The 26,062-nt window shown below is 28.9% G+C and carries 23 protein-coding genes and 1 other RNA gene; 20 read left to right on the top strand and 4 right to left on the bottom strand.

Annotation, left to right across the window (positions count from 1 at the left end):
* Window positions 1–4: 4 nt before the first annotated feature.
* Together BUA19_RS04700 and BUA19_RS04695 are read right to left on the bottom strand one after the other, a co-directional pair.
* The gene (locus BUA19_RS04700; protein WP_072724206.1) at window positions 5–457 is read right to left on the bottom strand and encodes a threonine/serine exporter family protein; all 453 of its coding nucleotides are present in this window, start codon (window positions 455–457) and stop codon (window positions 5–7) included.
* Window positions 458–1,231, bottom strand: coding sequence for a threonine/serine exporter family protein (locus tag BUA19_RS04695; RefSeq protein WP_072724204.1), 774 nt, complete (start codon window positions 1,229–1,231; stop codon window positions 458–460). It lies immediately after the preceding gene.
* 165 nt (window positions 1,232–1,396) lie between these two features.
* Here BUA19_RS04695 and BUA19_RS04690 point away from each other — a divergent pair, with 165 nt between their 5' ends.
* The 17 genes from BUA19_RS04690 (at window position 1,397) to rnpB (ending at window position 22,118) form a co-directional block, all read left to right on the top strand.
* Window positions 1,397–2,623: a serine hydroxymethyltransferase gene (locus BUA19_RS04690; protein WP_072724202.1), complete on the top strand. Its 1,227-nt coding sequence runs from the start codon at window positions 1,397–1,399 to the stop codon at window positions 2,621–2,623.
* A 187-nt stretch (window positions 2,624–2,810) separates the two neighbouring features.
* A complete protein-coding gene (locus tag BUA19_RS04685) occupies window positions 2,811–4,133 on the top strand; it encodes a radical SAM/SPASM domain-containing protein (RefSeq protein ID WP_072724200.1) in 1,323 nt (440 codons plus the stop codon).
* Between the two features lie 42 nt (window positions 4,134–4,175).
* Entirely contained in the window at window positions 4,176–4,403 is a 228-nt protein-coding gene (locus tag BUA19_RS04680) for a hypothetical protein (protein WP_072724198.1), read from the top strand.
* 122 nt (window positions 4,404–4,525) lie between these two features.
* Entirely contained in the window at window positions 4,526–6,349 is a 1,824-nt protein-coding gene (locus BUA19_RS04675; protein WP_072724196.1) for an ABC transporter ATP-binding protein, read from the top strand.
* Between the two features lie 125 nt (window positions 6,350–6,474).
* Window positions 6,475–7,863, top strand: coding sequence for a sigma-54 interaction domain-containing protein (locus BUA19_RS04670; RefSeq protein ID WP_072724194.1), 1,389 nt, complete (start codon window positions 6,475–6,477; stop codon window positions 7,861–7,863).
* Between the two features lie 232 nt (window positions 7,864–8,095).
* Window positions 8,096–9,166: a 2,4-diaminopentanoate dehydrogenase gene (ord, locus tag BUA19_RS04665; protein ID WP_072724192.1), complete on the top strand. Its 1,071-nt coding sequence runs from the start codon at window positions 8,096–8,098 to the stop codon at window positions 9,164–9,166.
* A gap of 11 nt (window positions 9,167–9,177) precedes the next feature.
* Entirely contained in the window at window positions 9,178–9,486 is a 309-nt protein-coding gene (gene ortA, locus BUA19_RS04660) for a 2-amino-4-oxopentanoate thiolase subunit OrtA (RefSeq protein WP_072724190.1), read from the top strand.
* A 22-nt stretch (window positions 9,487–9,508) separates the two neighbouring features.
* A complete protein-coding gene (ortB, locus tag BUA19_RS04655) occupies window positions 9,509–10,918 on the top strand; it encodes a 2-amino-4-oxopentanoate thiolase subunit OrtB (RefSeq protein WP_143145375.1) in 1,410 nt (469 codons plus the stop codon).
* A gap of 3 nt (window positions 10,919–10,921) precedes the next feature.
* Window positions 10,922–11,299: an ornithine aminomutase subunit alpha gene (locus tag BUA19_RS04650; protein ID WP_084601944.1), complete on the top strand. Its 378-nt coding sequence runs from the start codon at window positions 10,922–10,924 to the stop codon at window positions 11,297–11,299.
* A 22-nt stretch (window positions 11,300–11,321) separates the two neighbouring features.
* Window positions 11,322–13,541: a D-ornithine 4,5-aminomutase subunit OraE gene (gene oraE / locus BUA19_RS04645; RefSeq protein ID WP_072724184.1), complete on the top strand. Its 2,220-nt coding sequence runs from the start codon at window positions 11,322–11,324 to the stop codon at window positions 13,539–13,541.
* Between the two features lie 33 nt (window positions 13,542–13,574).
* The gene (locus BUA19_RS04640) at window positions 13,575–14,939 is read left to right on the top strand and encodes a GlmL-related ornithine degradation protein (RefSeq protein WP_072724182.1); all 1,365 of its coding nucleotides are present in this window, start codon (window positions 13,575–13,577) and stop codon (window positions 14,937–14,939) included.
* A 5-nt stretch (window positions 14,940–14,944) separates the two neighbouring features.
* Entirely contained in the window at window positions 14,945–16,039 is a 1,095-nt protein-coding gene (gene orr, locus BUA19_RS04635) for an ornithine racemase Orr (protein WP_072724179.1), read from the top strand.
* A gap of 96 nt (window positions 16,040–16,135) precedes the next feature.
* Window positions 16,136–17,797, top strand: coding sequence for a sensor histidine kinase (locus BUA19_RS04630; protein ID WP_072724178.1), 1,662 nt, complete (start codon window positions 16,136–16,138; stop codon window positions 17,795–17,797).
* Between the two features lie 12 nt (window positions 17,798–17,809).
* Window positions 17,810–18,520, top strand: a complete 711-nt coding sequence (locus tag BUA19_RS04625) for a LytR/AlgR family response regulator transcription factor (protein WP_072724176.1) — start codon at window positions 17,810–17,812, stop codon at window positions 18,518–18,520.
* Between the two features lie 111 nt (window positions 18,521–18,631).
* Window positions 18,632–20,044, top strand: coding sequence for a carbon starvation CstA family protein (locus BUA19_RS04620; RefSeq protein ID WP_072724174.1), 1,413 nt, complete (start codon window positions 18,632–18,634; stop codon window positions 20,042–20,044).
* Window positions 20,045–20,424: 380 nt separating this feature from the next.
* Entirely contained in the window at window positions 20,425–21,696 is a 1,272-nt protein-coding gene (eam, locus tag BUA19_RS04615) for a glutamate 2,3-aminomutase (RefSeq protein ID WP_072724172.1), read from the top strand.
* Window positions 21,697–21,768: 72 nt separating this feature from the next.
* An RNA gene (rnpB, locus tag BUA19_RS04610) (RNase P RNA component class A) lies at window positions 21,769–22,118 on the top strand.
* 192 nt (window positions 22,119–22,310) lie between these two features.
* Here rnpB and BUA19_RS04605 read toward each other — a convergent pair.
* The gene (locus BUA19_RS04605) at window positions 22,311–23,234 is read right to left on the bottom strand and encodes a tyrosine-type recombinase/integrase (protein ID WP_072724170.1); all 924 of its coding nucleotides are present in this window, start codon (window positions 23,232–23,234) and stop codon (window positions 22,311–22,313) included.
* 485 nt (window positions 23,235–23,719) lie between these two features.
* Here BUA19_RS04605 and BUA19_RS04600 point away from each other — a divergent pair, with 485 nt between their 5' ends.
* The 3 genes from BUA19_RS04600 (at window position 23,720) to BUA19_RS04590 (ending at window position 25,470) form a co-directional block, all read left to right on the top strand.
* On the top strand, window positions 23,720–24,034 hold the full coding sequence (locus BUA19_RS04600) for a hypothetical protein (RefSeq protein ID WP_072724169.1): 315 nt from the start codon (window positions 23,720–23,722) through the stop codon (window positions 24,032–24,034).
* 233 nt (window positions 24,035–24,267) lie between these two features.
* Complete coding sequence (locus tag BUA19_RS04595; RefSeq protein ID WP_072724167.1) at window positions 24,268–25,188, top strand: ParM/StbA family protein; 921 nt, start codon at window positions 24,268–24,270, stop codon at window positions 25,186–25,188.
* Complete coding sequence (locus BUA19_RS04590) at window positions 25,189–25,470, top strand: hypothetical protein (RefSeq protein WP_072724165.1); 282 nt, start codon at window positions 25,189–25,191, stop codon at window positions 25,468–25,470.
* A gap of 246 nt (window positions 25,471–25,716) precedes the next feature.
* Here BUA19_RS04590 and BUA19_RS04585 read toward each other — a convergent pair whose 3' ends face one another.
* Window positions 25,717–26,022, bottom strand: coding sequence for a hypothetical protein (locus BUA19_RS04585; RefSeq protein WP_072724163.1), 306 nt, complete (start codon window positions 26,020–26,022; stop codon window positions 25,717–25,719).
* Window positions 26,023–26,062 lie beyond the last annotated feature (40 nt).

Here is a 26,062-nt window from a genome sequence, read left to right as displayed (position 1 = left end):
GCTGCTATATTTTACTAGCAGCATTTTGTATTTTTCTTTTTTTAATAACTTTAGCAGTTGAAGATACAAGTATTATACCCATGGCAATAGCTCCTGCTACAAATATTGTATCACTGCCGATTTTGGCAGCTTTATAGAAATTATTATTTATAATGTTTAACATTGTTAAGTACATTCCATAACCTGGAACTAAAGGTACTATTCCAGGAATAATAAATACTGTAACGGGTTTCTTATCAATTCTTGCGAATATTTCTCCTAAAATTCCTATTACTGTTGCACTTATAAAATTTGATAGAGGAGCAGAAGATGTAATATTACTCATATAAATATATAAAGTCCAACCTATACTTCCTGTAATACTTGCATAAAAAAGAGATTTTTTAGGTACGTTAAAAATTATTGAAAAACCAATTGTAGCCATGAAAGAATATATAAAATGAAGATATAAAGGCAATTATAAAACACCTCCAAACACATTTATCCATAATTTGAATATAATACCTATTCCTACAGCTATACATATAGCTATAAAAATTGCTTCAAATATTTTTGCAATTCCAGCAATTAAATCTCCAGATATGAAATCTCTGAGACCATTAGTTAAAGATACTCCAGGAACTAATGGCATTATAGAGCCGACTATTATCATATCAAGACTTTTTCCAAATCCTATTTTAGTAAACAATATAGCGAGAAATCCTATTATTGAAGATGAAGTGATTGTTGCTAAAAATTGAGTTTCGCCAATCTCTCCTATTTTATCTCCAGCAGTTATAGAAATAATAGATATTATAAAAGCTGCAATAAAATCGAATAATTTTCCTCCAAACATTAAAGAAAAAAATCCAGCAGTAATACCTGTGCAAAATACTCTAGTTAATAATTTATATTTATTTGCTTTATCTATTTTTTTTAGTTTAATTAGAGCATCTTTTAAAGATATTTCGGAAGTTACAAATTCTCTTGAAAAATCATTTACTTGAGAAACTTTATTTAAGTCTATACTTCTAAATTTTACTCTTTTTATAAAACTTATGCCATCCATTCTGTCGTCTGATACAAATATTCCCGTAGGAGTTACAAATGAATTAACATGTTTTATGTTTTTTGATTTGCATATTCTACTGATTGTATCTTCAACTCTATATATTTCTGCTCCATTTTTAAGCATTATTTCACCAGCATAGAGAGCAATTCTAAGTATTCCTTTTTTTTCGGATAATGTCATAAAAAACACCTCCTTATATTTGAGTACTAAGAAATTATATCAGAAATTATTTGAATATGTGTAAAAAATTAAAAAGTTATTAATAAAAAAATATAAAGTAATATTGGTGATAAAATTAGTAATATATTATAGAGAGAAGTAAATTTATAAAAGGGAGGAAAGAATATGGATTTTAGTAATTTGATGAATGTAGATAAGGATGTATATGAAGCGCTTAAAAGAGAAATTGAAAGACAAAATACAAATATAGAACTTATTGCGTCTGAAAATTTTGTATCTCTTGCAGTGATGGAAGCCATGGGAAGTCATCTTACAAATAAGTATGCAGAAGGATATTCAGGTAAAAGATATTATGGTGGTTGTGAAAATATAGATGTGATTGAAAATTTAGCAATAGAAAGACTTAAAAAAATATTTAAAGCAGAACATGCAAATGTACAACCACATTCAGGGGCAAATGCTAATTTAGGAGTTTATTTTGCAGTTTTAAATCCAGGGGATAAAGTAATGGGGATGAATTTATCTCAAGGAGGACATCTAACACATGGTTCACCTGTAAATATATCTGGAAAATATTTTAGATTTTTTGAATATGGTGTATCTGCTGATGATGGAAGGATAGATTATGAACAGGTTAGAAAAATTGCTCATGAAGTTAAACCTAAACTTATTGTTTCAGGAGCTAGTGCATATCCAAGAGAAATTGATTTTAGAAAATTTAAAGAAATAGCAGATGAAGTTGGAGCAATGCTAATGGTAGATATGGCTCATATAGCTGGACTTGTAGCTTGTGGTCTTCATCAAAATCCATGTGAAGTAGCTGATTTTGTAACTAGTACTACACATAAAACATTAAGAGGTCCAAGAGGTGGATTTATATTATGTAAGAAAAAGTATGCTCAAAAAATAGATAAGGCGATATTTCCAGGAATACAAGGAGGACCACTTGAACATATAATAGCAGCTAAAGCTGTTAGCTTTAAAGAAGCATTAAGTGATGATTTTAAAGTTTATCAAGAGCAAATAATTAAAAATAGTAAAGCTTTAGCTGGGGAATTAATGAGTAGAGGATTTAATTTAGTTACCAATGGAACTGATAATCATTTAATGCTTTTAGATTTAAGGAATAAAAATATAACTGGTAAAGAAGCTGAAAAAAGATTGGATGAAGCTCATATAACTGTTAATAAAAACGCAATACCATTTGATCCTGAAAGTCCTTTTGTAACTAGTGGAGTAAGAATAGGTACTCCAGCTGTTACAACGAGAGGTATGAAAGAAAAAGAAATGAAAGTAATAGCAGAAGTTATAGATTTAGTTATAAGTAAAGGAGAAATTGAAAAAGCAGGAAATATTGTAAAAGAGCTTACATATCAGTTTCCTTTGTATTAAGAGAAATTAATTATAGATTAAGGTCGTTATTTTTAGTATCGATTTGTAAAAAACAACATGATACTAGAAAATAGCGACTTTTTTGCATGAATTTGTAAATATAAACCAAATGATGTATAATGTTTGAGAGGGCGAATTGAATTATATATGAATTTAATGATAAAAATGTTAAAAGAGGAGTATGGTTATGGCTAATAAAGTATTAAAAAAAAGTTATTATAGTTTTTTTATTCCGAAAGATGATGGAACTTATTTAGTATTTAATTCTTTAACAGGAGCAATTATATCGATTCATTCTGAAACCAATATATTAAAATTAAAAAAAATTATAAATCAAGATGAAATTGATTATGATATTGACGATGAAATGATTAACTTTTTTTATAAGAGAGGGATACTTGTAGATTTAAAAAAAGATGAATATGAATTTGTGAAATATTGTTATGAACGAGATATAGTGAGAAATACGACTTTGGTTTTAACTCTTATAGTAACACGTCAATGTAATTTAAGATGTATATATTGTTATGAAGAACATGAGGACAAGCCGATGACGGAAGAAGTTTATGATGCTTTATTGAATTTTATTAAGAATTCTCTTCAAAGTAAACGATATTCAACTGTTGCAATTTCTCTTTTTGGAGGAGAACCTTTTGTTGAATATAATAAGATATCAAGCTTTCTTGAAAAAGTGAAATATATATGTGAAAAAAATAATTCTATTTTACATGTAAGTGCTACAACAAATGGTGCATTAATATTTCCTAAAAGATTTGAAAAATTGATATCTTTGAATTGCAAATATTATCAAATTACAATTGATGGGTTTAAAGATACTCATGATAAATATAGAATAAGTGCTGATAGAAAGGGAAGTTGGAATAGGATTATTGAAAATCTTAAATATATGGCCAGTACAGATTATGATTTTAAAGTAACAATAAGAACTAATTTTAATAAAGAAGTATTTGCAAGGGCAAAAGAGTTTTATGAATTTATTAAAAATACATTTGATGATAGATTTAGTGTATATTTTGAAGGTATAAAAAAACTCGGTGGTAAAAATGATGATAAACTTAATATACTTGAAAGTGAAGAAGTTTCAAATTCTACAATTAATATAGCTAAAATTATTAAAGAGTTGAATATAAAAAATGATGTAGTAGACATGATGACTAGACCATTTAGTAGGGTTTGTTATGCTACAAAACATAATAATTTCGTAATTGATTACGATGGAACTGTTCTTAAATGCACTTTAGCTTTAGATGATGAGTTAAATAGAATTGGTTTTATTACTAAGGATGGATTTATGAAAATTGATGAAGAAAAACATGCTAATTGGGTAGGGAAAAAAACAGAACTTAATGATGAATGCAAGAAATGTAAAATTTTACCTATATGTTATGGTGGTAGGTGTGTTAATGGTAGAGTTCATGGGGAAAAATATGAATGTAATGCTAAATTTCATGAAAAAGAAATAGAACAGTTAATAATTCAGTATGTGTAATTTGTAAATTTTAAAACATAGGAAAGAGAAAGGAGGTGAATTATGAAAATTTTGCGTGAAGGATTGAGAGTAGAAGGTGAGTTAAATACTGGTACAGGTTGTGGTTGTGGCTGTACAAATGGTATAGGTTGTGGTTGTCCAGGATATCCTGCACCAAACAATACAGGTTGTACAAATGGTGTTGGTTGTGGCTGTGGTTGTTCTTCAGAACAACCAACTGCTGGAACTTATTGTTATGGAGGAGCAGGTTGTGGTTGTGGTTGTGAATAGTAAAATTGATTAAATTATTGTAAAGTTAATACTTCAACTTTTATTAAATTTAATAAAAGTTGAAGTATTATTTTTGAAATATATTTGAGCGAAAAATATTTTGAGGAATAAAGGGAGTAATTATGAAAATTATAAAGCATTTAAAAAATAATTTATATTTTTTGAAATATGTAATGGATTTTAGTAAATCATACGTAATTGGTCAAGCTGTTGTGGCGTTAATTGATGGAATATCACCTCTTATTCATATAATTTTACCTAAATTTATTATAGACGAGTTAATAAAGGGAAATGATTTTAAAAAAATTATTATATATGTATTGATTTATATATTATTACAACTTATGGTTTCGTTGATATCTTCATTTATTAAAGAAAGATATATAAATATAAATGGGCATTTGTATGCAATGCATTTTTTACTTACTATAAATAAAAAAATAGTGAGTTTGGATATGGCACAGTTAGATTTACCAGATACTCATCAAAAAATTGCTCTTGCAAAAGACATAGTGCATAAAGGAATAGGAATGAATTTAATTAATAGTTTTTTTAATTGTATTACAAGTATTGTGGTTATTATATCAACATCATTAATTGTAATTACAGCAGATAGTAGGCTTTTATTTGTGATAGTTATTTTTTCGTTGTTATCTATATTTCTTAATATTAAAAATGAGAATTGGATTCTTAATCAAAGAGAAGAAAATATTTATTTAACTAGAGTGTTAAATTATTATATTGGAATTATGGGGAATAAAACTCATGCTAAAGAAATGCGTATGTTTGGTTTTTCAAATTGGTTGATGAATAAATACTATAAAACTTTAAAGAGTTTAAAAGTAAGACTTAAAAAACTGTATTCTAGAAGTTTGTCTATAAAAATTATAAATATTTTTTTTGAAAATATTAAAACTAATGGTATTTATTTATTTTTAGCTTGGAAAACTTTTAAGCATGAAATTACTATAGGTGGTTTTACTCAATATTTTAATGCTACATCACAATTATCAAATGCAATATTAAATTTTATGAGTTTTTTTACAAAACTAACTATAAATGGAAAATACATAGATTCTTATAGAAGTTTTATGGAATTAGAAAGTAATATTGAGAATGATAATATATCTTTATGTTTTGATAAGGTAAAACTTAATAAGATACAAAAAATTAGACTTGAAAATGTTAGCTTTGCATATCCAAATTCAAAATTAAATATTTTAGAAAATGTGAACTTTACTTTTGAATCTGGAAAAATTTATGTAATTGTTGGTGAAAATGGTGCTGGAAAAACTACATTAATAAATTTAATTGCAAGATTATATGAACCTTCTAAAGGGAATATATATCTTAATGATATTCCAATAAATAAAATAAATTATAAGGAATATAGAAACAATTTTAGTATTGTTTTTCAGGATTTTAAATATTTTTCTTTTACAGTTGCAGAGAATGTAGCACTAGATAAATATAAGGAAAATTCAAAAGAAATTGATGAAAAAATTATATCTGCTTTAGATAAAGCTAAAATATGGAATAAAGTTAATTCTTTACCAAATGGAATAAATACTAATTTAGATAAGATATTTTATGAAGATGGTGTAATTTTATCAGGTGGAGAAAATCAAAAGATTGCTTTAGCTAGGGCTTTATTTAGAGATTCAGAAATAATTATACTTGATGAACCATCTTCTGCACTTGATCCTATAGCAGAAGATGAATTGTTGAGCAGTTTTAAAGAAATTGCTTCGGATAAAATGGTTATTTATATCTCGCATAGATTAACTTGTGCTAATATTGCTGATCAAATTATTTTTATAAAAAATAATACAATACATGAAACGGGTTCTCATCAAGAACTTATGGATAAAAATGGAGATTATGCACGATATTATAAAACTCAAGCAAAACATTATGTTTCACATCAAGCTAGCACATCAGCATAATTAGTGATTTGATTAGGGTTATAATAAACTGGAATTATGTTTACAATGTTTAAAAGAATTTTATAAAATAAAGTTGGGTAGATTTATCCGACTTTATTTTTTTAAAAAAATTAGGGGGGCGATATATGAAAACTAAAGATTATTTAAAATTGATGCAAAAAATTTTGCATCATATAGATGATGGAATTCATGTTATAGATAAAGATGGAAATACTATAATTTATAACAAATCCATGGCAGATCTTGAAGGAATGAATGAAAAAGATGTTTTAAATAAAAAACTGTTAGATATATTTGAAAGTTTAGATAAAGAAAGTAGTACACTTTTAAGAGTTTTAGAAAGTGGAGAAATTATAGAAAATAAAAAACAAACTTATTTAAATAAGTATGGGAAAGAAATTACAACTATAAATACTACAATACCAATATTAAATAAGGGTGAAATATTAGGAGCAATTGAAATATCGAAAAATATAACTAAGATAAAAGAACTTTCAGATACTATACTAAAGCTTCATAGGGAAAAATTATCACCTAAGCAGACAATGAAAAATAAATTAAAAAAGTATACATTTGATAATATTGTTGGAAAGAGTGATAATCTTAAAAAAGCCATAGCTCTTGCAAGAAAAGCATGTAAAACGCCTGCATCAGTTCTTATTTATGGAGAAACTGGAACTGGAAAAGAATTATTTAGCCAAAGTATTCATTATGGAAGTGATAGAAAAGATAAACCATTTATAGCACAAAACTGTGCTGCACTTCCAGAAAGTCTTCTTGAGGGAATTTTATTTGGAACATCAAAAGGAGGTTTTACAGGGGCTGTGGATAGGGCTGGATTATTTGAACAGGCAAATGGAGGAACGCTTTTATTAGATGAAATAAATTCGATGCCAATAACTCTTCAAGCGAAACTTTTAAGAGTACTTCAAGAAGGCTATGTAAGACGAGTAGGGGGAATTAAGGATATTCCAGTAGATGTTAGGATAATAGCAACAACAAATGAAGAACCTTTAAAACTTTTACAAGAGAATAAATTTAGAAAAGATTTATATTATAGGTTAAATGTAATATCGATAAACATACCACCTCTTAGAAAAAGAAAAGAAGATATATTAATTCTTGCACAACATTTTATTGAGAAATATAATGAAATATTGAATAAAAATGTTTGGATGTTGTCTGAAAAATCAAAAGAAATATTATTAAATTATAATTGGTTTGGAAATATAAGAGAGTTGGAAAATGTTATATATTCTGCTATGAGTATGATAGATGATGAACATGTTTTATCTCATAATTATTTAAATATAAATTGTAATGGTGAAATTGATGATGAAAATATAGAAATATCAGAAAATTTCAGTTTGAGTGAAACTTTGAAAAATATAGAAATAAAATTCATTAAAAAAGCTCTGTATAACAACGAGAAAAACGTAACTAGAGCAGCAAAACAGCTTGGAATTAAAAGACAAACTCTTCAACATAAAATGAAAAAGTACAATATAAAGTAATTGAAAAGCAAAAATATTTGCGCATACATGCAAATATTTTTGCTTTTTTTAACTTGGAATAAAAAATAAACATTTTATATAAAAGATTATTTTTAAATTTAATAATCAAATAAGTAAGTAAAAATAAATATTTGTTTTTACTTAGAAAAAAATGTATTTGTAAAGTTGAAAATTGGTATAGATATTGCTTGTGTAAATTATAAAAAAATAACTAAATTAAGGGGGGTTGATGATGGAGAATATTAAAATTGGAATTTGGGGATTTGGAGCCATGGGAAGTGGAATGGCTAACATGCTTTTAAATAAAAAGGGAGTAGAAATAGTAGCTATTTGTGATAGAAATAAAGCTAGAGTTGGAAAAGATATGTATGAAGTGTTAGGTTTAGAAAGAGGGGATAGAGAAGAAGTAATTATAAAATCAAATCCAGAAGAAGTTTTTACGGAAAAGTGTGCAGATGTGGTTTTACTCGCTACGGACTCTTTTACTAAAGGAGCTTTTGAAAAAATAAAATTTATTCTTGAAAGAAAAATGAATGTAATTTCAACTGCAGAAGAAATGGCATATCCATATGCACAAGAAGCAGAGCTTGCTAAAAAAATAGATGAAATAGCAAAAGAAAATGGAGTTTCAGTACTTGGAACAGGAATTAATCCGGGGTTTGTACTTGATTTGCTAATACTTGCATTAACTGGAACTTGCGAAAATGTAGAACATATTAAAGCTGTAAGAGTAAACGATTTATCTCCATTTGGTCATGCTGTTATGGTGGAACAAGGTGTTGGAGTTACAGTTGATGAGTTTAATAAAGGTGTAGAAGATGGTTCTATTGCTGGTCATGTAGGATTTCCTGAGTCAATAAAAATGATTACAGATGGAATAGGATGGGATTTAGAAAAAGTAGAACAAACTAGAGAAGCAATAGTATCAAATGTGTATAGAGAAAGTAAGTATGCTAAAGTGGAAGCTGGAAATGTTGCAGGGTGTCGTCAATGTGGATATGGATATGTAAACGGGGAAGTTAAAATTGAAATGGAACATCCACAACAGATACTTCCTCATCTTGAAGGTGTAGATACTGGAGATTACATATGGATTAAAGGAAATCCAAATATAACACTTCAAATAAAACCTGAAATTCCAGGAGGAATAGGAACTATAGCTATGTGTGTAAATAGTATTCCTCATGTTATAAATGCAAGACCAGGACTTAAAACTATGCTTGATATTCCAGTTCCAAGAGCTATTATGGGAGATATGAGAGATTTGATTGAAATAAGAGAATGTGAATGTTGTTGTGACTAGGAGGGGTTTTAATGGACGCAAAAAAGGGAGATTGGGTTTTAATCCATAATATTGTATTAAATCCAAAAGAAAGAGCTCCGCAAGTTCCTGATGATACAAAAGAAGTTCCACTTGAAATGTGGGTAAAGGGATTTATAAATCATGATGCTTTGATAGATAGTGAAGTTGAAATCACAACTATGACAGGGAGAATAGTAAGGGGAAGACTTATAGATGTAAATCCGTATTATAAGCATAATTACGGAAAATGTGTACCAGAACTTTTAAAAATAGGTCTTCAATTAAGAGAGATTGTATTTGGAGGTGAAGACCGTGAGTGAAGATATAAGTTACTTGGGAGTAATGTCTAGAAAAAATGAAATAATGAAAAATGCAGTAGGTATAGATTATGAAAAATTTGAATCGGGATCAATTGCTTTTGACTACGAAAAGATGATGAGAGAAACAGGATATACACTAGATGAGATGCAAAAAATTCAAAGAGATGTATCTGTTGGAAATACACCTATAATTGAACTTAAAAATTTAACTAAACTTGCTAGAAGATTATCTCCAAAAGGAAAAGGTGCAAGAATATTTATTAAAGATGAAGCATCTAATCCATCGGGGAGTTTTAAGGCAAGACGTGCTGCAAATGCTGTATATCATGCTAAAAAATTAGGTTATAAAGGAGTAATTGCTGCAACAAGTGGCAATTATGGTGCAGCTGTTGCATCTCAAGCTGCTATGCATGGGCTTAAATGTATAATTGTTCAAGAATGTTATGATAGTAAAGGCAAAGGCCAGCCAGAAATTATAGAAAAGGCTAGAAAATGTGAATCGTATGGTGCTGAAGTTGTTCAACTTACAGTTGGTCCTGAGCTTTTTTATATATTTTTAAGATTGCTTGAAGAAACAGGATATTTTAATGCATCACTTTATACTCCTTTTGGAATTGCTGGGGTTGAGGTGCTTGGATATGAAATTGCTATGCAGTTTAGGGAAAAGGAAGGAAGAGATCCTGATGTTGTAGTTTGTACAAATGCAGGGGGAGGAAATTTAACAGGTACAGCAAGAGGACTTATAAAAGCTGGAGCAATTAATACTAAAGTGGTTGGAGCAAGTGTTAATTTAAAAGGACTTCACATGGCTTCGGATATTCAGTTTAACAAGAAATCGTTTACAACGGGTCATACTGGATTTGGAATACCATTTTGTACTTGGCCAGATAGATCTGATGTTCCAAGATCAGCTGCAAGACCTTTGAGATATATGGATAGGTATGTAACGGTAAATCAAGGAGAGGTGTTTTATATAACTGAAGCTTTAGCACAGCTTGAAGGTCTTGAAAGAGGACCTGCTGGAAATACATCACTTGCTGCTGGTTTTGCACTTGCACAGGAACTTGATGAAAATAAGATAATTGTTGTTCAAGAAACTGAATATACAGGAGCGGGAAAACATATTCAGCCGCAACTTACATTTGCAAGAGAAAATGGAATTGAAATAAAATTTGGTAATCCAGAAGATGAAATACCAGGCAAAAATATAATATTGCCAGAGCATCCGTCTCTTATAAAAGCGAGAGATATTGATTTAAACAATATCAAAAAATCTTATATTAAAAATTGTGTAGAAAAAACAAAAGTAACTAATATAAATTATGAAGATTTAGAATTTTTAATTAAAGATACTAAATCAAATGAGGAGTTTGTAAAAGAAGTATTAAATGATCTTAATGTTAAATATGTACAACAAAATTTGGGGGTGTAAATTTTGAAAAGAGCAGATGATTTTAATGAAAGAAGGAAGCATTTAGCTAATTTATCAGATAAGGAACTTTACAATAGATTTTGGGAGCTTGCTGAAAAAATTGTAGAACCAATGTTAGAAATTGCTAAAACTCATACAACACCATCAATAGAGCGTTCTATTTTGCTTAGAATGGGCTTTTCAAGTTTAGAAGCAAAGCCTCTAGTTGAAGGTGCAATAGACAGAGGATTGATAAGCAAAGGAGTAGGTCATATTGTTTATAGGATTTCTAAAGATAAGAATATTCCTATAAGACAAGCAGGGCTTGAAATGATAGAAGGTAAACATTGGGATTATGCGGTAGAAGTATTTAAAAGAGAAAATGCTGATATGACGGTATAAAAAGCTAAGGGGGGAAAGAAAAATGGAAAAATTAAATCCAAACGAAAAGCTAGACATAAGAAATATACTTAATAATTTAGAAAATTATAGACCTAAAAGAAGGGGCTGGACTTGGAGAGAAAGTCAGGAAATTGAAATGGGTGGACATAAGTATTCAGATTGTTCTACACCACTTAAAAATTCTGTGGGTATTCCTGCTGCTGTTCAGTATTTTGAAAATTTAGATCCTCAACCTAAAGAAACAATTACTACAGAAATTGCTTCAGGTAGATTTGAAGATGATATTAGAAGAATGAGAATGGCTGCATGGCATGGTGCGGATCATATAATGGTTATTAGAACTGCAGGACAATCTCATTATGATGGACTTATAGAAGGAACTCCTCAAGGTATAGGAGGTATTCCTGTAACAAGAAAACAAGTTAGAGCTCAAAGAAAGGCATTAGATCTTATAGAAGAAGAGGTAGGAAGACCAATAAATTACCATTCGTATGTATCTGGAGTAGCTGGTCCAGATATAGCTGTAATGTTTGCAGAGGAAGGAGTAAATGGAGCTCATCAAGATCCTCAGTATAATGTTTTATATAGGAATATAAATATGGTAAGATCTTTTGTTGATGCAGCAGAATCTAAAAAGATTATGGTATGGGCAGAAATTGCTCAAATAGATGGTGCTCATAATGCAAATGCAACTGCAAGAGATGCGTGGAAAGTTATGCCAGAACTTATGGTTCAACACGCTATAAATTCTATTTTTTCGTATAAGGTTGGTATGAAAAAAGAAAACATTTGTCTTTCAACTGTGCCGCCTTCAGCCTCACCTGTACCTTGTATAAAATATGATCTTCCGTATGCTGTTGCACTTAGAGATTTATTTGATGAATATAAAATGAGAGCACAACAAAATACAAAATATATAACATCTTCATCAAGAGAAGCTACGGTAACTCATGTTATGAACATGATGATTTCAAAGTTAACAAGAGCTGATATTCAATCAACTATTACTCCTGATGAAGGAAGAAATGTGCCATGGCATATGTATAATATAGAGGCTTGTGATACAGCTAAGCAGACATTAGTAGGACTTGACGGATTACTTGAAATGGTTGAACTTAAAAAAGAGGGCTATTTACCTGAGAAAGTCAGAGAATTAAAAGAAAGAGCAGTTCTTTACATGGAAGAGATACTTGAAGTAGGGGGATATTTTGAAGCGGTTGAGCAGGGATTTTTTGTAGATTCAGGTATGTATCCTGAGAGAAATGGAGATGGTATAGTAAGGAAAATAAATGGAGGCATAGGTGCAGGCACTGTGTTTGAAAGAGATGAAGATTATATGGCACCTGTAACTGCTCATTATGGATATAATAATGTTGCTCAATATGATGAAAATGCAGTCAATAATCCATCGAGTTTAATTGGAGGTTCTACATTTGAAAAACCAGAAAAAATAGTTTATATAGATGAATTGGATGAAAATGATAATGTATATATGCGTTTAGATGAAAATGAAAAGTATAGAAATTCGAATTTTATTAAGCCCGAGGTAGAATGGCTTGCTGATGGAACTGTACAAGTTGAGTTGTTTTTACCGACTAGTAAGAGAGTAGCTGAATTTGCAGCTATAGAATTCGCTAAAAAAATGAATCTTAAAGATCCTGAAGTTATACATCTTGAAATTATGCATCCATCAGAAGGAACAAGAGTACAATTAAAAGGTAAACTAGATGTTGATGTGGATATAAGTAAATTAAAGATACCTCCAGAGCCTGAAATAATGAGTGATGAAGAACTTTGGGAAGAAATAGAGAAAAGACCTATGAAGGTTGTAGCAGCAACAGTTGGAGAAGATGAACATTCAGTAGGACTTCGTGAAGTTATAGATATTAAGCATGGAGGTATAGAAAAATGGGGTATAGAAGTTGAATATCTTGGAACATCTTGTCCAGTGGAAAAGCTTGTAGATGCAGCTATAGAGTTAAATGCTGATGCTATACTTGCATCAACTATAATAAGTCACGATGACATTCATTATAAAAATATGAGAAAATTACATGAATACGCTGTGGAAAAAGGAATAAGAGATAAAATAATAATAGCTTGTGGAGGAACACAAGTGACACCAGAAATCGCAGTAAAACAAGGTGTTGATGCAGGTTTTGGTAGAGGAAGTAAGGGGATTCATGTAGCTACATTTTTAGTGAATAAAAGAAGAGAAATGATGGCTAAGGCAAATAGTTAAGGTTTTTTAGGCACTTTGAAAGAAGGGATATATTTGAAAGTAGATGTTTTAGTAGCTGAAATAGGGAGTACAACTACTGTTGTAAATGCTTTTGATAATATAAATACATCTAATCCTAAATTTGTAGGACAGGGTCAAGCTCCAACATCAGTTCTTGAAGGTGATGTAAGAATTGGGCTAAACGGAGCAATTAAAAATTTGGCTAAAAATTTAGGTGAAGATAGAATAGAATATGAAGAAATGCTTGCAACTTCAAGTGCTGCTGGTGGACTAAAAATGACTGTTCATGGTCTTGTGTATGATATGACAGCAAGGGCAGCTAAAGAAGCAGCACTTGGAGCAGGAGCAATTATTCACAAAGTAACAGCAGGAAGGTTGAGAAAAACAGATATTAAGAATATTAAGGAAATACAGCCAAATATAATATTAATAGCAGGTGGAGTAGATTATGGAGAAAGAGATACAGCGCTTTACAATGCAGAACTTATTGCCAATATGAATTTAAATATACCTATTATTTATGCGGGAAATATAGAAAATAGAGAAGAAATGAAACTAATATTTGAAAATAGTAATAGTAAGTTATATATAGTGGATAATGTATATCCTAAAATAGACAAATTAAACATAGAGCCAACTAGAAAAGTAATACAAGATGCTTTTGAAGATCATATAATTCATGCACCTGGAATGGAACATGTAAGAGATGTTGTAAATGGACCAATTATATCAACACCAGGAGCTGTAATGGAGAGTACAAAATTATTATATGAAGAGTTAGGCGATTTGATAGTACTTGATGTAGGTGGAGCGACAACAGATTTACATTCTGTAACAGTGGGAAGTGAAAAAATAAATAGAATACTTATAAGTCCAGAACCTTTAGCTAAAAGAACTGTAGAAGGGGATTTAGGTGTATATGTAAATATGAAAAATATTGTTGATTTAATAGGGAAAGATAACTTAGCCAAGGAGCTTGATGTAGATATAGACTATTTAATAGAAAATCATCTTCCTATTCCTAAAACAGATATTCAAATAAAATTTGTCGAAAGACTTACTAAAGAAGCTGTATTAAAAGCTATTGAGAGACATGCGGGAAGAATAAGAAATTTATATGGAACTGGTGGTAAAACAGCAATAGCAGAAGGTAAAGATCTTACAGAAATTAAATATATAATAGGAACTGGTGGAGCTTTAACTAGACTTCCAAATAGAATTGAGATTATGAAAGAAATATCAAAATCAAATCCAACTAAAACATTATTATTTCCGACAGAAGAAGCAAAAATACTTGTTGATAATGATTATATTATGGCATCGCTTGGAGTATTATCAAAAAAATATCCTCAAGCAGCACTTATTCTAATTAAAAAAAGTTTGGGTATACAGGAGTGATATAATTGTATCCAAGGTTAGAAATAGATATAAATAAATTGAAGCATAATGCTAGCGTGCTTTCTAAGAAATGCAAAGAAAAAGGAATAGAGACTGCGGTTGTTACTAAAGTATATTGTGCTTTTCCTGAAGTTGTAAAATATTTAAAGGATAGTGGAATAAAATATATAGCTGATTCAAGAATTAAAAATTTAAAAAAATTGAGAGATATAAATATATCTAAAATATTAATTAGAATACCGATGATTACAGAAGTTGAAGAAGTAGTAAAATATGCTGATATAAGTTTGAATTCAGAATTTGAAGTTATAAAAAAACTAGATGAAAAGGCTAGAATATTAAATGAAAAACATAAAATAGCTTTAATGGTAGATTTAGGGGATTTGAGAGAAGGATATTTTAAAGAAGAAGAACTATTTAAAGTTGTAGAGAAAGTTTTAAAGTTGAAAAATATAGAGTTAATAGGACTTGGAACTAATTTAACATGTTATGGAGCTGTGATACCGTCTAAGGAAAATTTAGGAAGGTTATGTTCTTTAGCTAAAGAAATAGAGAATAAATTTAATATAAAGTTAAGTTTTATATCAGGAGGAAATTCGAGTTCTCTACATTTATTAGATAAAGGTGAAATGCCAGAAAAGGTTACTAATTTAAGGTTAGGAGAAGCGATAGCACTTGGTAGAGAAACTGCTTTTGGAGAAGTTATAGAGGGGACATATCAAGATGTGTTTAAGTTAGTATGTGAGATAATAGAATTAAAGGAAAAACCATCTATTCCAATAGGAGAAATAGGAGTAGATGCATTTGGGAATAAACCTTATTATGAAGATAGAGGAATAAGAAAAAGAGCAATAGTAGGGATAGGAAAGCAGGATATAAATGTAGATGGAGTAATACCTATGGATACAAAAATTGATATATTAGGAGCAAGTTCGGACCATTTAATATTAGATGTTACTGATAGTGACAAAGAATATAAAGTTGGAGATAAAATAGAGTTTAATCTTGAGTATGGAGGATTAATGGCAGCATCAACTAGTGAATATGTAGCTAAAGTATTTAAATATGGAGATGAAAAAGAATTAGCTTATAATGTATAAATTTATGATAGTCAACCTAAATATAGGTTGGCTATTTGGTTTTTGACCATAAATTGTTATAATTAATGTTATAACTACTAACTTGGAGATGATAGAATGATATATCTTCTGAAAAATTTAATAAATAATTCTGGATATGTTATTTTGATTGCTTTTTTGATTTCTAAAATAAAAAGTTTTAAAAAGATAATACAAAAAGATGAATTTCAACTTAGAGATTTAATTATACTGTCTTTAATATTTGGAGTATTTGGTATTTTAGGAACATATATAGGTACTGATGTTAGAGGAGCTATAGCAAATACTAGAATAATAGGTATTATGGCTGGAGGTATACTTTGTGGTCCTTTGGTTGGTATACTTTCTGGAATAATAGCAGGATTTCATAGGTATTTAATTGATATAGGAGGAATAACTTCTATTCCTTGTTTTGTAAGTACGGTAATAGGAGGTTATATTTCTGGAATAATATATGAAAAAGCACCTAAAAAAAACAAATGGATATATGGAATGATAGGTGGAATATTAGTTGAAAGTTTAAGTATGCTGTTAATACTTATATTATCAAAACCTTTTGAAGATGCTTTTTTAATAGTAAAGGAAATTTATGTACCTATGACCTTGGTAAATGGTATAGGAATAGGTATTGTAATTTTAATTATAGAAAATATCTTTGAAGAAAAAGAAGAAATAGCGGGAAGACAAGCTAAGCTTGCTCTTGAAATAGCTAATAAAACTCTTCCTTATTTTAGAAATATAAATAATGATTCGTTAAAAAAAGTATGTAAAGTTATTAAAGATTCAGTTGGAGTAGATGCTGTTGCTATAACTGATAAAAAATATATATTAGCTCATGTAGGATTGGGAGAAGATCATCATGTAGAAGGGGAAAAAGTTTTAACAGAATCTACGGAAAAAGTAATAAATACTGGTGATATTTTAATTTTAAAATCTCAAAAGGAAATAAATTGTCCTAATCCTAATTGTCCTTTAAAATCTGCAATAATTGTTCCTTTAAAAGATAGGGATGAAATAGTAGGAGTATTAAAAATTTATTATGGAAAAGAAGATTCAATAACATTTAGAGATGAAACTTTAGCTATAGGACTTTCTCATATAATATCTACTCAACTTGAGATAGGAAAATTAGAAAGAATAAGAGAAATGGCTAATAAAGCAGAAATAAAAGCTCTTCAAGCTCAGATAAATCCTCATTTTTTATTTAATGCGTTAAATACAATAGTATCATTTGTTAGAATAAATCCGAATAAAGCGAGAGAACTTATAATTAATCTTTCAACTTATTTAAGACATAACTTGGAAAGTGGAGAAGATTTTATAGATATAAATAAAGAGATTAATCAAGTAAAAGCATATGTTGAAATAGAAAAAGCTAGATTTGGAGATAAACTAAATGTTATTTACGATATACAAGAAGATGTAAATGTAAAAATACCTAATTTGATAATACAACCTTTAGTAGAAAATTCAATAAAACATGGTATATTAGAAGGAGAAGGAAAAGGAACAGTAAAAATAAAAGTAGAGAAAATAAAGAATAATAAGGTGAAAATATCTATAGAGGATGATGGTATAGGTATAAGTGAGGATATAATAAGAGATATTTATAAGGGGAGTATTAGTGAAAATAAAATAGGACTTTTTAATATTCATAGTAGATTAAAATTAATATATGGAAAAGGAGTTAATATAGAAAGATTGGAAAAAGGAACTAAAATTAGTTTTATAGTAAGTTAGGAGTGTTGAGTGGTGAATTGTATAATAGTAGATGATGAATATCCTTCTAAAGAAGAACTTAAGTATTTTATAAAGAATTTTAGTGATATTAATATATTAAAAGAATTTGATAATGGGGTAGATGCTTTAAAATATATAGAAGATAATAAAGTAGATATTATTTTTTTAGATATAAATATGCCTAATTTAGATGGAATGTCTCTTGGAAGAATAATAAGCAAATTTGAATATAAACCAAAAATAATTTTTATAACGGCGTATAAGGAATATGCTATAGAAGCTTTTGAAATAGAGGCTTTTGATTATATTTTAAAACCTTATTCTGAAGATAGAATAGTAACTATCTTAAAGAAACTCGAAAAAATTGAGTTTGATAGAGATAAAAAATGTAAATTTGATAGGATAACTTTATGGAAAGGTGAAAAAATGATAGTAGTGAATATAGAAGATATTTATTATTGTATGGCAAGTGAGAGGGAAACGTTGGTTTATACTAAAGATGAAGAATACGTAGTTAACATGAGTATTTCAGATTTTTTAAATAAGTTACCTAAAGATAAATTTTTTAGAAGTCATAGGTCATACGTTTTAAATATAGATAAAATAAAAGAAATAATACCTTGGTTTAATAATACTTATAATATAAAATTGAAAGATTTAGATGTTGAAATTCCAGTGAGCAGAAAAAATATAAAAAAATTTAAGCACATAATGGGCATATAGATGCATTTTATGTGTTTTTTTTTGCATTTCATGTAAAATATAATTTATTTATTATAAGGTTTAATTATAATTTTAAGTAATATAGTAATTAAAAGTGAAGGAGGTAACGATATGATAACGTTTATTTCAGCTATTATAATTTTAATATTAGGTTATTTTATATATGGTAAGTTTGTTGAAAGTGTATTTGGAATTGATGATTCTAAACCAACACCAGCAGTTGAAATGGAAGATGGCGTTGATTATATACCAATGAGTTGGCCGAGAATTTTTTTGATTCAGTTTTTAAATATCGCAGGACTTGGACCTATATTTGGGGCTGTAGCAGGTGCTTTATGGGGACCAGCTGCATTTTTATGGATTGTGTTTGGGTGTATTTTTGCAGGAGCGACACATGATTTTTTATCAGGATATTTGTCAATGAAGCATAAAGGTACTAGTGCATCTGAAATAGTCGGTATTTATTTAGGAGATTCTATAAAGAAAGTAATGAGAGTATTTACTGTTGTATTATTAATATTAGTTGGGGTTGTATTTGTTACAGGACCAGCGGGATTATTAGCTAATTTAACTAAACCAGATAAAAGTTTTTGGGTTGTAGCAATTATAGTATATTATATATTAGCAACTATATTACCTGTGGATAAACTAATAGGAAAAATATATCCTTTATTTGGAGCGTCATTACTTATAATGGCATTTGGTATAGCTGGAGGATTAGTTGTAAAAGGATATAATATTCCAGAAATTACTTTAAGTAATTTGAATCCAAAAGGAACACCTATATTTCCATTTTTATTTATAACTATTGCATGTGGTGCTATATCAGGGTTTCATGCTACTCAATCACCACTTATGGCAAGATGTGTTAGAAAAGAAAGTGAAGCTAGAAGAATATTTTATGGCTCAATGATTGCAGAAGGCATAATAGCTTTAATATGGGCAGCTGCTGCTATGAGTTTCTTTGGAGGAACAGAAGGACTAGCTACAGAACTTGCTAAAGGTGGACCTGCAGTAGTAGTTAATACTATATCAAGTTCATTACTTGGAAAAGTAGGAGGTTTTTTAGCACTTCTTGGAGTTGTTGCATGTCCTATAACATCAGGAGATACTGCGTTTAGAAGTGCAAGACTTACAATTGCAGATTCTATAAATTATAGACAAGATACTTTGATGAAGAGATTTTCTATAGCAATACCTTTATTTGCAGTAGGTATAGCTCTTACATTTATAAATTTCACTGTAATTTGGAGATATTTTTCTTGGGCTAATCAGACATTGGCAATGATGGTTCTTTGGGCAGGTGCAAGTTATTTAGCTAAGGAAGGAAAATTACATTGGATAGCAACAATACCAGCTACATTTATGACTGTGGTTACAACAGCTTATATATTGCAAGCAAAAGAAGGACTTAAATTAGCTTCTAGTATTTCAAATGTAGTAGGGATAGTAGTTGGTATAGCTATATTAGGGTTGTTTTTGTTTAAAGTAAATAAGAATAATAAGAATAAAATAGCTGCTTAGTTAAATTGATAAAAAGCCTATGCAGATGCTGCATAGGCTTTTTGTTGTAAAAATGAATATTAATACAAAATATATGTATATGTTATATATTACAAATTGAATAAAAATATAATTATTTACTTTAAAAAATATATATGTTATAATTCAATTGAGTGCTTTTATGATTTTTTCCTTTCTGTTAAAATCTTGCTCATTCTCAAAAAAACACATTCTAAGTTCAATATTCACAATGATAAATTAAAAATAATAATATATAATTGGTTAATAAACTAAATTTTTATTTTTTACTTAAATCATAAATCGATAGTAATTTTGTTAAAAATATAAATTGAAAATTCTGAACAAAATACAATATATAAAATACAACAAGGAGGTAATATATGGAAAATAAGAAAAAGCAGATTTCTTTACAAAGAGCGAAAGAGTTAAAAAGTAGAATTGAGGATTATATTGAAGCTAGAAAGCACATACCTAAGGGTTTAGAAAAAAAATCTGAATTAGAAGAAAGAAAAAAGAAAATTTTAAGTATATTAGGTGGAACTGAAGAAGATTGGAAAGACTATAAGTGGCAATTAAAAAATAGAGTTACTGATGTAGAAACTTTATCTAAGATAATAAATTTAAGTCAAAAGGAAATAGAACAAATTAAAGAAGTAGGAGAAAAGTTTAGATGGGCTGTATCTCCTTACTATTTAAGTTTAATAGATCCTGATGATAAGTTTGATCCAATAAAGCTTATGTCTATTCCTGCATATGTAGAACTAAAAGATTCGGTAGATGATTTAGATCCTATGGGAGAAGAGTATACTAATCCAGCTGGTAGTATAACTAGAAGATATCCTGATAGACTTATAATAAATGTTACGAATGAATGTGCTATGTATTGTAGACATTGTCAAAGAAGAAGAAATATAGGACAATGTGATGAGGCAAAACCTAGAGCAGTTATTCAAGAGTCTATAGATTATGTAAGAGATAATGAAGAAATAAGAGATGTTTTAATAACAGGTGGAGATCCATTAACTTTACCAGATGATTATTTAGAGTGGATTATAAGTGAGTTGAGAAAAATTCCTCATGTTGACTACATTAGAATAGGTAGTAGAACGTTAGTTACAATGCCTCAGAGAATAACAGATAAACTTTGTAATATGCTTAAGAAATATCATCCTATATTTATAAATACTCATTTTAATCATCCTATGGAGATTACAGAAGAATCAAAAGAAGCTTGTGAAAGACTTGCAAATGCAGGTATACCATTAGGAAATCAAGCTGTTCTTTTAAATGGTATAAATAATGATAAATTTGTTATGAGATGTTTAAATCATGAGCTTTTAAAATGTAGAGTAAGACCTTATTATATTTTCCATGCTAAACATGTTAAAGGAACTACTCATTTTAATACTTCTATTGATGATGGAATTGAAATTATGGAGTATTTAAGAGGCTATACATCAGGGCTTGCTATTCCAACGTATATAGTTAATGCACCTAAAGGAAAAGGAAAGACTCCTATACTTCCGCAGTATTTAATTTCAAGAGGAAAAGATTTTGTAATGATAAGAACTTGGGAAGGTGAAGTTATAAAATATGAAAATCATCCTTCTGTAGATATTAAAAAACTTATAGATGATGAAAGTTGTTTTTAGTAAAATATTTACACTTTGACAAGACTAATATTTTATGATATTATAAAGTTCGTTATTGATACAACTAAATAACGAGTAAGTCGGATAGTCGCGGATACCTTTTTAGGTAGACGAGGAAAGTCCGAGCTCCGTAGAGCAGGGTGCTGGGTAATACCCAGTGGAGGCGACTCCAAGGAAAGTGCAACAGAGATATACCGCCACAATTTATTTGTGGTAAGGGTGGAAAGGTGAGGTAAGAGCTCACCAGCAACTAGGCGACTAGTTGGCTATGTAAACCCCACCTGGAGCAAGACCAAGTAGGGACGTGAAAAGGGGGTTGCTCGCTCCCGTCCCGTTGGTAGGTCGCTTGAGCCTACTGGCAACAGTAGGCCTAGATAGATGACTATCTAAGACAGAACTCGGCTTACAGACTTGCTCGTTTAAACCTGATAAACACTAGCTTAAAGGCTGGTGTTTTTCTAGTTATAGACTGTTTTTGCAATATCTATAGCCGAGTTTATCAATTTCACATGTACTTTGGACAAGCATATTTAATTATAATTTAATGATACTACAAAATATATTTATAGGTCAATGAAAAAAGGACATGATATTCATGCCCTTTAATTAATATTCTACATTGCAGCTAGTAAATCAGAAAGGTGAGAAGTATTCATTTTTGAATAGATAGATAAGGTATCAGCACTTTTATGACCAGTAAACTCCATAATTTTCTGTGATGCAATATTTTTCTTTGCTGCAATAGTACAGAAGGTATGTCTAAAGGTTCTAGCAGTAATTTTAAAATCCTTATTTATACTTGCAAGATTTACATATTTATTAATTACGCTATTAAAGGCAGTCTTCGATAATTGGTTTCCTTGTCTAGATATAAATACATATTCTTTTGTTTTATCAAATGTAGCATTATATAGCTGTAATAATGCATCTACTAATTTAGGATGCATAGGGAGCATGGAATAAGTATTTGTTTTTTCCCTATATATTTTTATCTGTTGGGTTGTAAAATGGATATCACTCCATTTTAGATTTGTAACTTCTGTTCTTCTTGCTCCTAAGTAGCGTAAACATGCAAAAATAGCTATGTCTCTGTATTTATTTCTATCATTTGTGTTTTCAATTACCTTAAATAAATGGTCAAGTTCATGCTCTTCTAAATAATTTGGAACAGATTTATTTTGAGATTTTTTATATTTTAGTTTGCTTGCTGGATTATAGTCAAGAAGTCTATCGTCGTATAAGAAGGAGTAAAAGGAGCGAAGAGAAAACACTCTTCTATCCATTGTGGCAGCTTGTATTTCCTTATGCTCAACTTGCTTTCTCAAGTGAGCTAAATATTGATTCAGGTCGCTTAGACGAAGTTGTTGAATGTATCTTACTCCAGTAAAATTTGATTTTACAAAATTTTTAAATATATTTAAATCAGTTGTATAGCAAACAATAGTTTGTTTTGAATTATTGTTTGCGTATAGATAATTCATAAAGAAGTTAATAGCTTGATTTATAGTAGTTTTTATATTAATGTTATTATTTATCACGATAATTCCTCCAATCTGTTAATAATGTCTTTTATTTTATTTGTTTTTATGGTATAATTTTGTTAATATATTATTATTTGATATTTTTAAAATTACATATTTTGTATATAAGTAAGATATTTACTGGCCAGCCCCTTACAATTTTAGTATAACACCTAAAATTTCATGTAGTGGAGAGTGGGTCTTTTTTTATACAAAAATTGATGAAAACCTTGATTTTATGGGAATAAAAATTTTTATAATTTTCTACTTGACTTTCAATAGTGTAAATATATATATTTGTCTTTTTTTCAATTCATTGATGATTTTATATTATTTATAATTTCTCCAACATTTTGGCATATAGCTTTAGTGAAATTTCTAGAGCTATATGCTTTTTTATTTTAAATACTTGAAGTCAATATAGATAAATTTATATAAAAAGAGTATGTAAATATAATTTATTAATTGACTATGTTAACCATAGTATTAGGGAGGTATTTTATATGGTTTTTATATCAGGCATGAAGATAGTGGCAGCATTTTTGATTATACATTGTGTAGTTTCCCTATTACCACAATATCAAGATAAACATTTAAAAGTGGCCAGAAGAATTTACTATTTAATTTGGATAGGGACTTATATTACTCAAGTTTTTGAATTGTGGGGATATCATGATTCTGTAATGAAAAATATAATAATGTATATTATTATTGCAGTAATCTTTTTTATAATAGCAATAATAATAGATTTCTTTGCAGTAAGAGCTAAGAATATTTGGGATATAATAGATAAAATTAGTGGGATAAAAAGAAAATAAACTTGACATTAACTAGAAAGATTGATTTTAATAATGAAGGATAAATTGGTTTCATAACTTTAAAAATGGTATCTAAAATTTTTATAAACTCATAGTAATTCTCCTTAAAGGCACTCACTAATAAAGTGAGTGTTTTTTTCAAAAAAGACTTGAAATAAAAATAAATAATTCTGTTTAATGTTAGTACCTTAAAGGAACTTAGAAATTAAAGATTATAGAGGGAGGTAGTTGCAATGGAAACAACAATAATTAGCATTGACCATGGTAACAAACAAATCAAAAGTGAATATGGTATTAAATATGACACAGGTTATACAGTTATGGAAAAAGAACCTGTTACAAATAAGAATGTTCTTAAATATAACGGAGAATATTATGTGATAGGAGAAGGTAGGTTTTCAGTGATGAACGATAAGACGATAGATGATAAATTCTTTATACTATCATTGAAGGCGATAGCACTAAATTTGAAAAAATGGAATAAGCAACATGCAGATATTATTTTAAGTGTTGGTTTACCACTAATACATTATGGAGAATTAAAAGAAAAGTACAAAAAATATTTTATGAGGAAAGATATAGAATTTGAATATGAAAATGTGCATTATAAAATAGATATTACAGATGTTTTTGTATGGGCTCAAGGATATGCAGCGATGATATCAAAATTTCACGATTATAAGAATACTCAACTGACAATTATAGATTTAGGGGGATATACAACTGACCTATGCAGAACAACAAGTAAAGGATTGCTGATAAATTCATCATGTAACTCAATTCCATTTGGCATTATTCATCTAATCAATGATATAAAGAAAGAATTTTTTCAAAAAGGAATAAATTTAACAGAAGAACAAATAGAAGAAATAATCAAAGGGGAAGCAGATACATTATTTATTAGTAAAGAACTTTATGCTTTAGTTAATAAAAAGGTGGATACTTTTGTTGTTAACTTATTATCTAAAGTTAATGAATTAGGATATGTTACAACAATAAATCCTGTCCTTTTTGTTGGTGGGGGAAGTCAACTGCTAAAAAAACACATTGAGCAGAAAACAGATAATATTGGATATGCAGAATTCATGGACGAATTTTCAAATATATATGGATATTCTATTCTAGGAAGACAAGCACTACGAAGGGTGATTTAAATGAGTATACAAAGGATAAATTTAGCTTTCAATTTAGATGATAAAGACTCTGAAAAAGCATATAAAATAATAAAGGCTAACAAAGGAAATATGACTAATTTCGTTGTAAATATAGTACTTGCCGAAGATACTAGATTAAATGAAAAGAGAATAATTAAAGAAGCAGTTAGAGAGGTTTTGGAAGAGGTTAATTGGCAAATTAAAAGTGATAACAGTATAGAAGAAAACTTAGAAGAAAGCAACCTGCCTGACGATGTTCTTGATATTTTTAATAATTTATAAAATTTAGGAGTAGTGAGGTAAATCACTGCTCCTTTATATTTTTTAGAAATTATTGTTTTCCCCTATACACTAAAATAATCATGGTAACATTTTGACGCTTAAAAAATGTCCTGAATCACATAAAATAAAGGGATTTAGAGATTTGACTAATATACATATTATATATTAACACATACTTAAACATTATGTAGATGCAGATAGGATTTTTTAGCTATTAAAAAAGATAGCCAATATGGCCATCTTAACTTAAATTATTTCAGGATTATTCATATATATTTGCCTTTTGATAAGTGTGTAGAGGTATTGTAAGCATAAATTGTGCTCTTTTTGAAGTTTCAGCCAAGTGGCTTCTCTGGAAATTCTTAGCAATGATTGCGTTAAGATAAATAATAATTGTTCTTGTTTGTCAGGAATATTTTGTGATTTTGTTATAATTGCCTTTGTTTTATTATATATAAGTTGGTCCAGCTTATGAAGTACTGGTGTGCAGTTAAGGCAATTCTCTATTGTTATTATATTAAATAATTGTAAATCTATTTTTAGTTTCTCCATATGCAACACATCCTTTCTTTTGTTATTGAGGCATTATAGA

Origin of the sequence: Tepidibacter thalassicus DSM 15285 (genome assembly GCF_900129915.1) — a bacterium.
GTDB classification, from domain to species: Bacteria; Bacillota; Clostridia; order Peptostreptococcales; family Peptostreptococcaceae; genus Tepidibacter; species Tepidibacter thalassicus.
Note: the sequence above shows the minus strand (reverse complement) of the source record. Positions and strands in the feature narration are given on the sequence as shown.

Coding starts and splice junctions, on each gene's coding strand:
- BUA19_RS04695 (WP_072724204.1), bottom strand. CDS start 1,231: ATGACATTATCCGAAAAAAAAGGAATACTTAGAATTGCTCTCTATGCT.
- BUA19_RS04690 (WP_072724202.1), top strand. CDS start 1,397: ATGGATTTTAGTAATTTGATGAATGTAGATAAGGATGTATATGAAGCG.
- BUA19_RS04685 (WP_072724200.1), top strand. CDS start 2,811: ATGGCTAATAAAGTATTAAAAAAAAGTTATTATAGTTTTTTTATTCCG.
- BUA19_RS04680 (WP_072724198.1), top strand. CDS start 4,176: ATGAAAATTTTGCGTGAAGGATTGAGAGTAGAAGGTGAGTTAAATACT.
- BUA19_RS04675 (WP_072724196.1), top strand. CDS start 4,526: ATGAAAATTATAAAGCATTTAAAAAATAATTTATATTTTTTGAAATAT.
- BUA19_RS04670 (WP_072724194.1), top strand. CDS start 6,475: ATGAAAACTAAAGATTATTTAAAATTGATGCAAAAAATTTTGCATCAT.
- ord (WP_072724192.1), top strand. CDS start 8,096: ATGGAGAATATTAAAATTGGAATTTGGGGATTTGGAGCCATGGGAAGT.
- ortA (WP_072724190.1), top strand. CDS start 9,178: ATGGACGCAAAAAAGGGAGATTGGGTTTTAATCCATAATATTGTATTA.
- ortB (WP_143145375.1), top strand. CDS start 9,509: ATGTCTAGAAAAAATGAAATAATGAAAAATGCAGTAGGTATAGATTAT.
- oraE (WP_072724184.1), top strand. CDS start 11,322: ATGGAAAAATTAAATCCAAACGAAAAGCTAGACATAAGAAATATACTT.
- BUA19_RS04630 (WP_072724178.1), top strand. CDS start 16,136: ATGATATATCTTCTGAAAAATTTAATAAATAATTCTGGATATGTTATT.
- BUA19_RS04620 (WP_072724174.1), top strand. CDS start 18,632: ATGATAACGTTTATTTCAGCTATTATAATTTTAATATTAGGTTATTTT.
- eam (WP_072724172.1), top strand. CDS start 20,425: ATGGAAAATAAGAAAAAGCAGATTTCTTTACAAAGAGCGAAAGAGTTA.
- BUA19_RS04600 (WP_072724169.1), top strand. CDS start 23,720: ATGGTTTTTATATCAGGCATGAAGATAGTGGCAGCATTTTTGATTATA.
- BUA19_RS04595 (WP_072724167.1), top strand. CDS start 24,268: ATGGAAACAACAATAATTAGCATTGACCATGGTAACAAACAAATCAAA.
- BUA19_RS04590 (WP_072724165.1), top strand. CDS start 25,189: ATGAGTATACAAAGGATAAATTTAGCTTTCAATTTAGATGATAAAGAC.
- BUA19_RS04585 (WP_072724163.1), bottom strand. CDS start 26,022: ATGGAGAAACTAAAAATAGATTTACAATTATTTAATATAATAACAATA.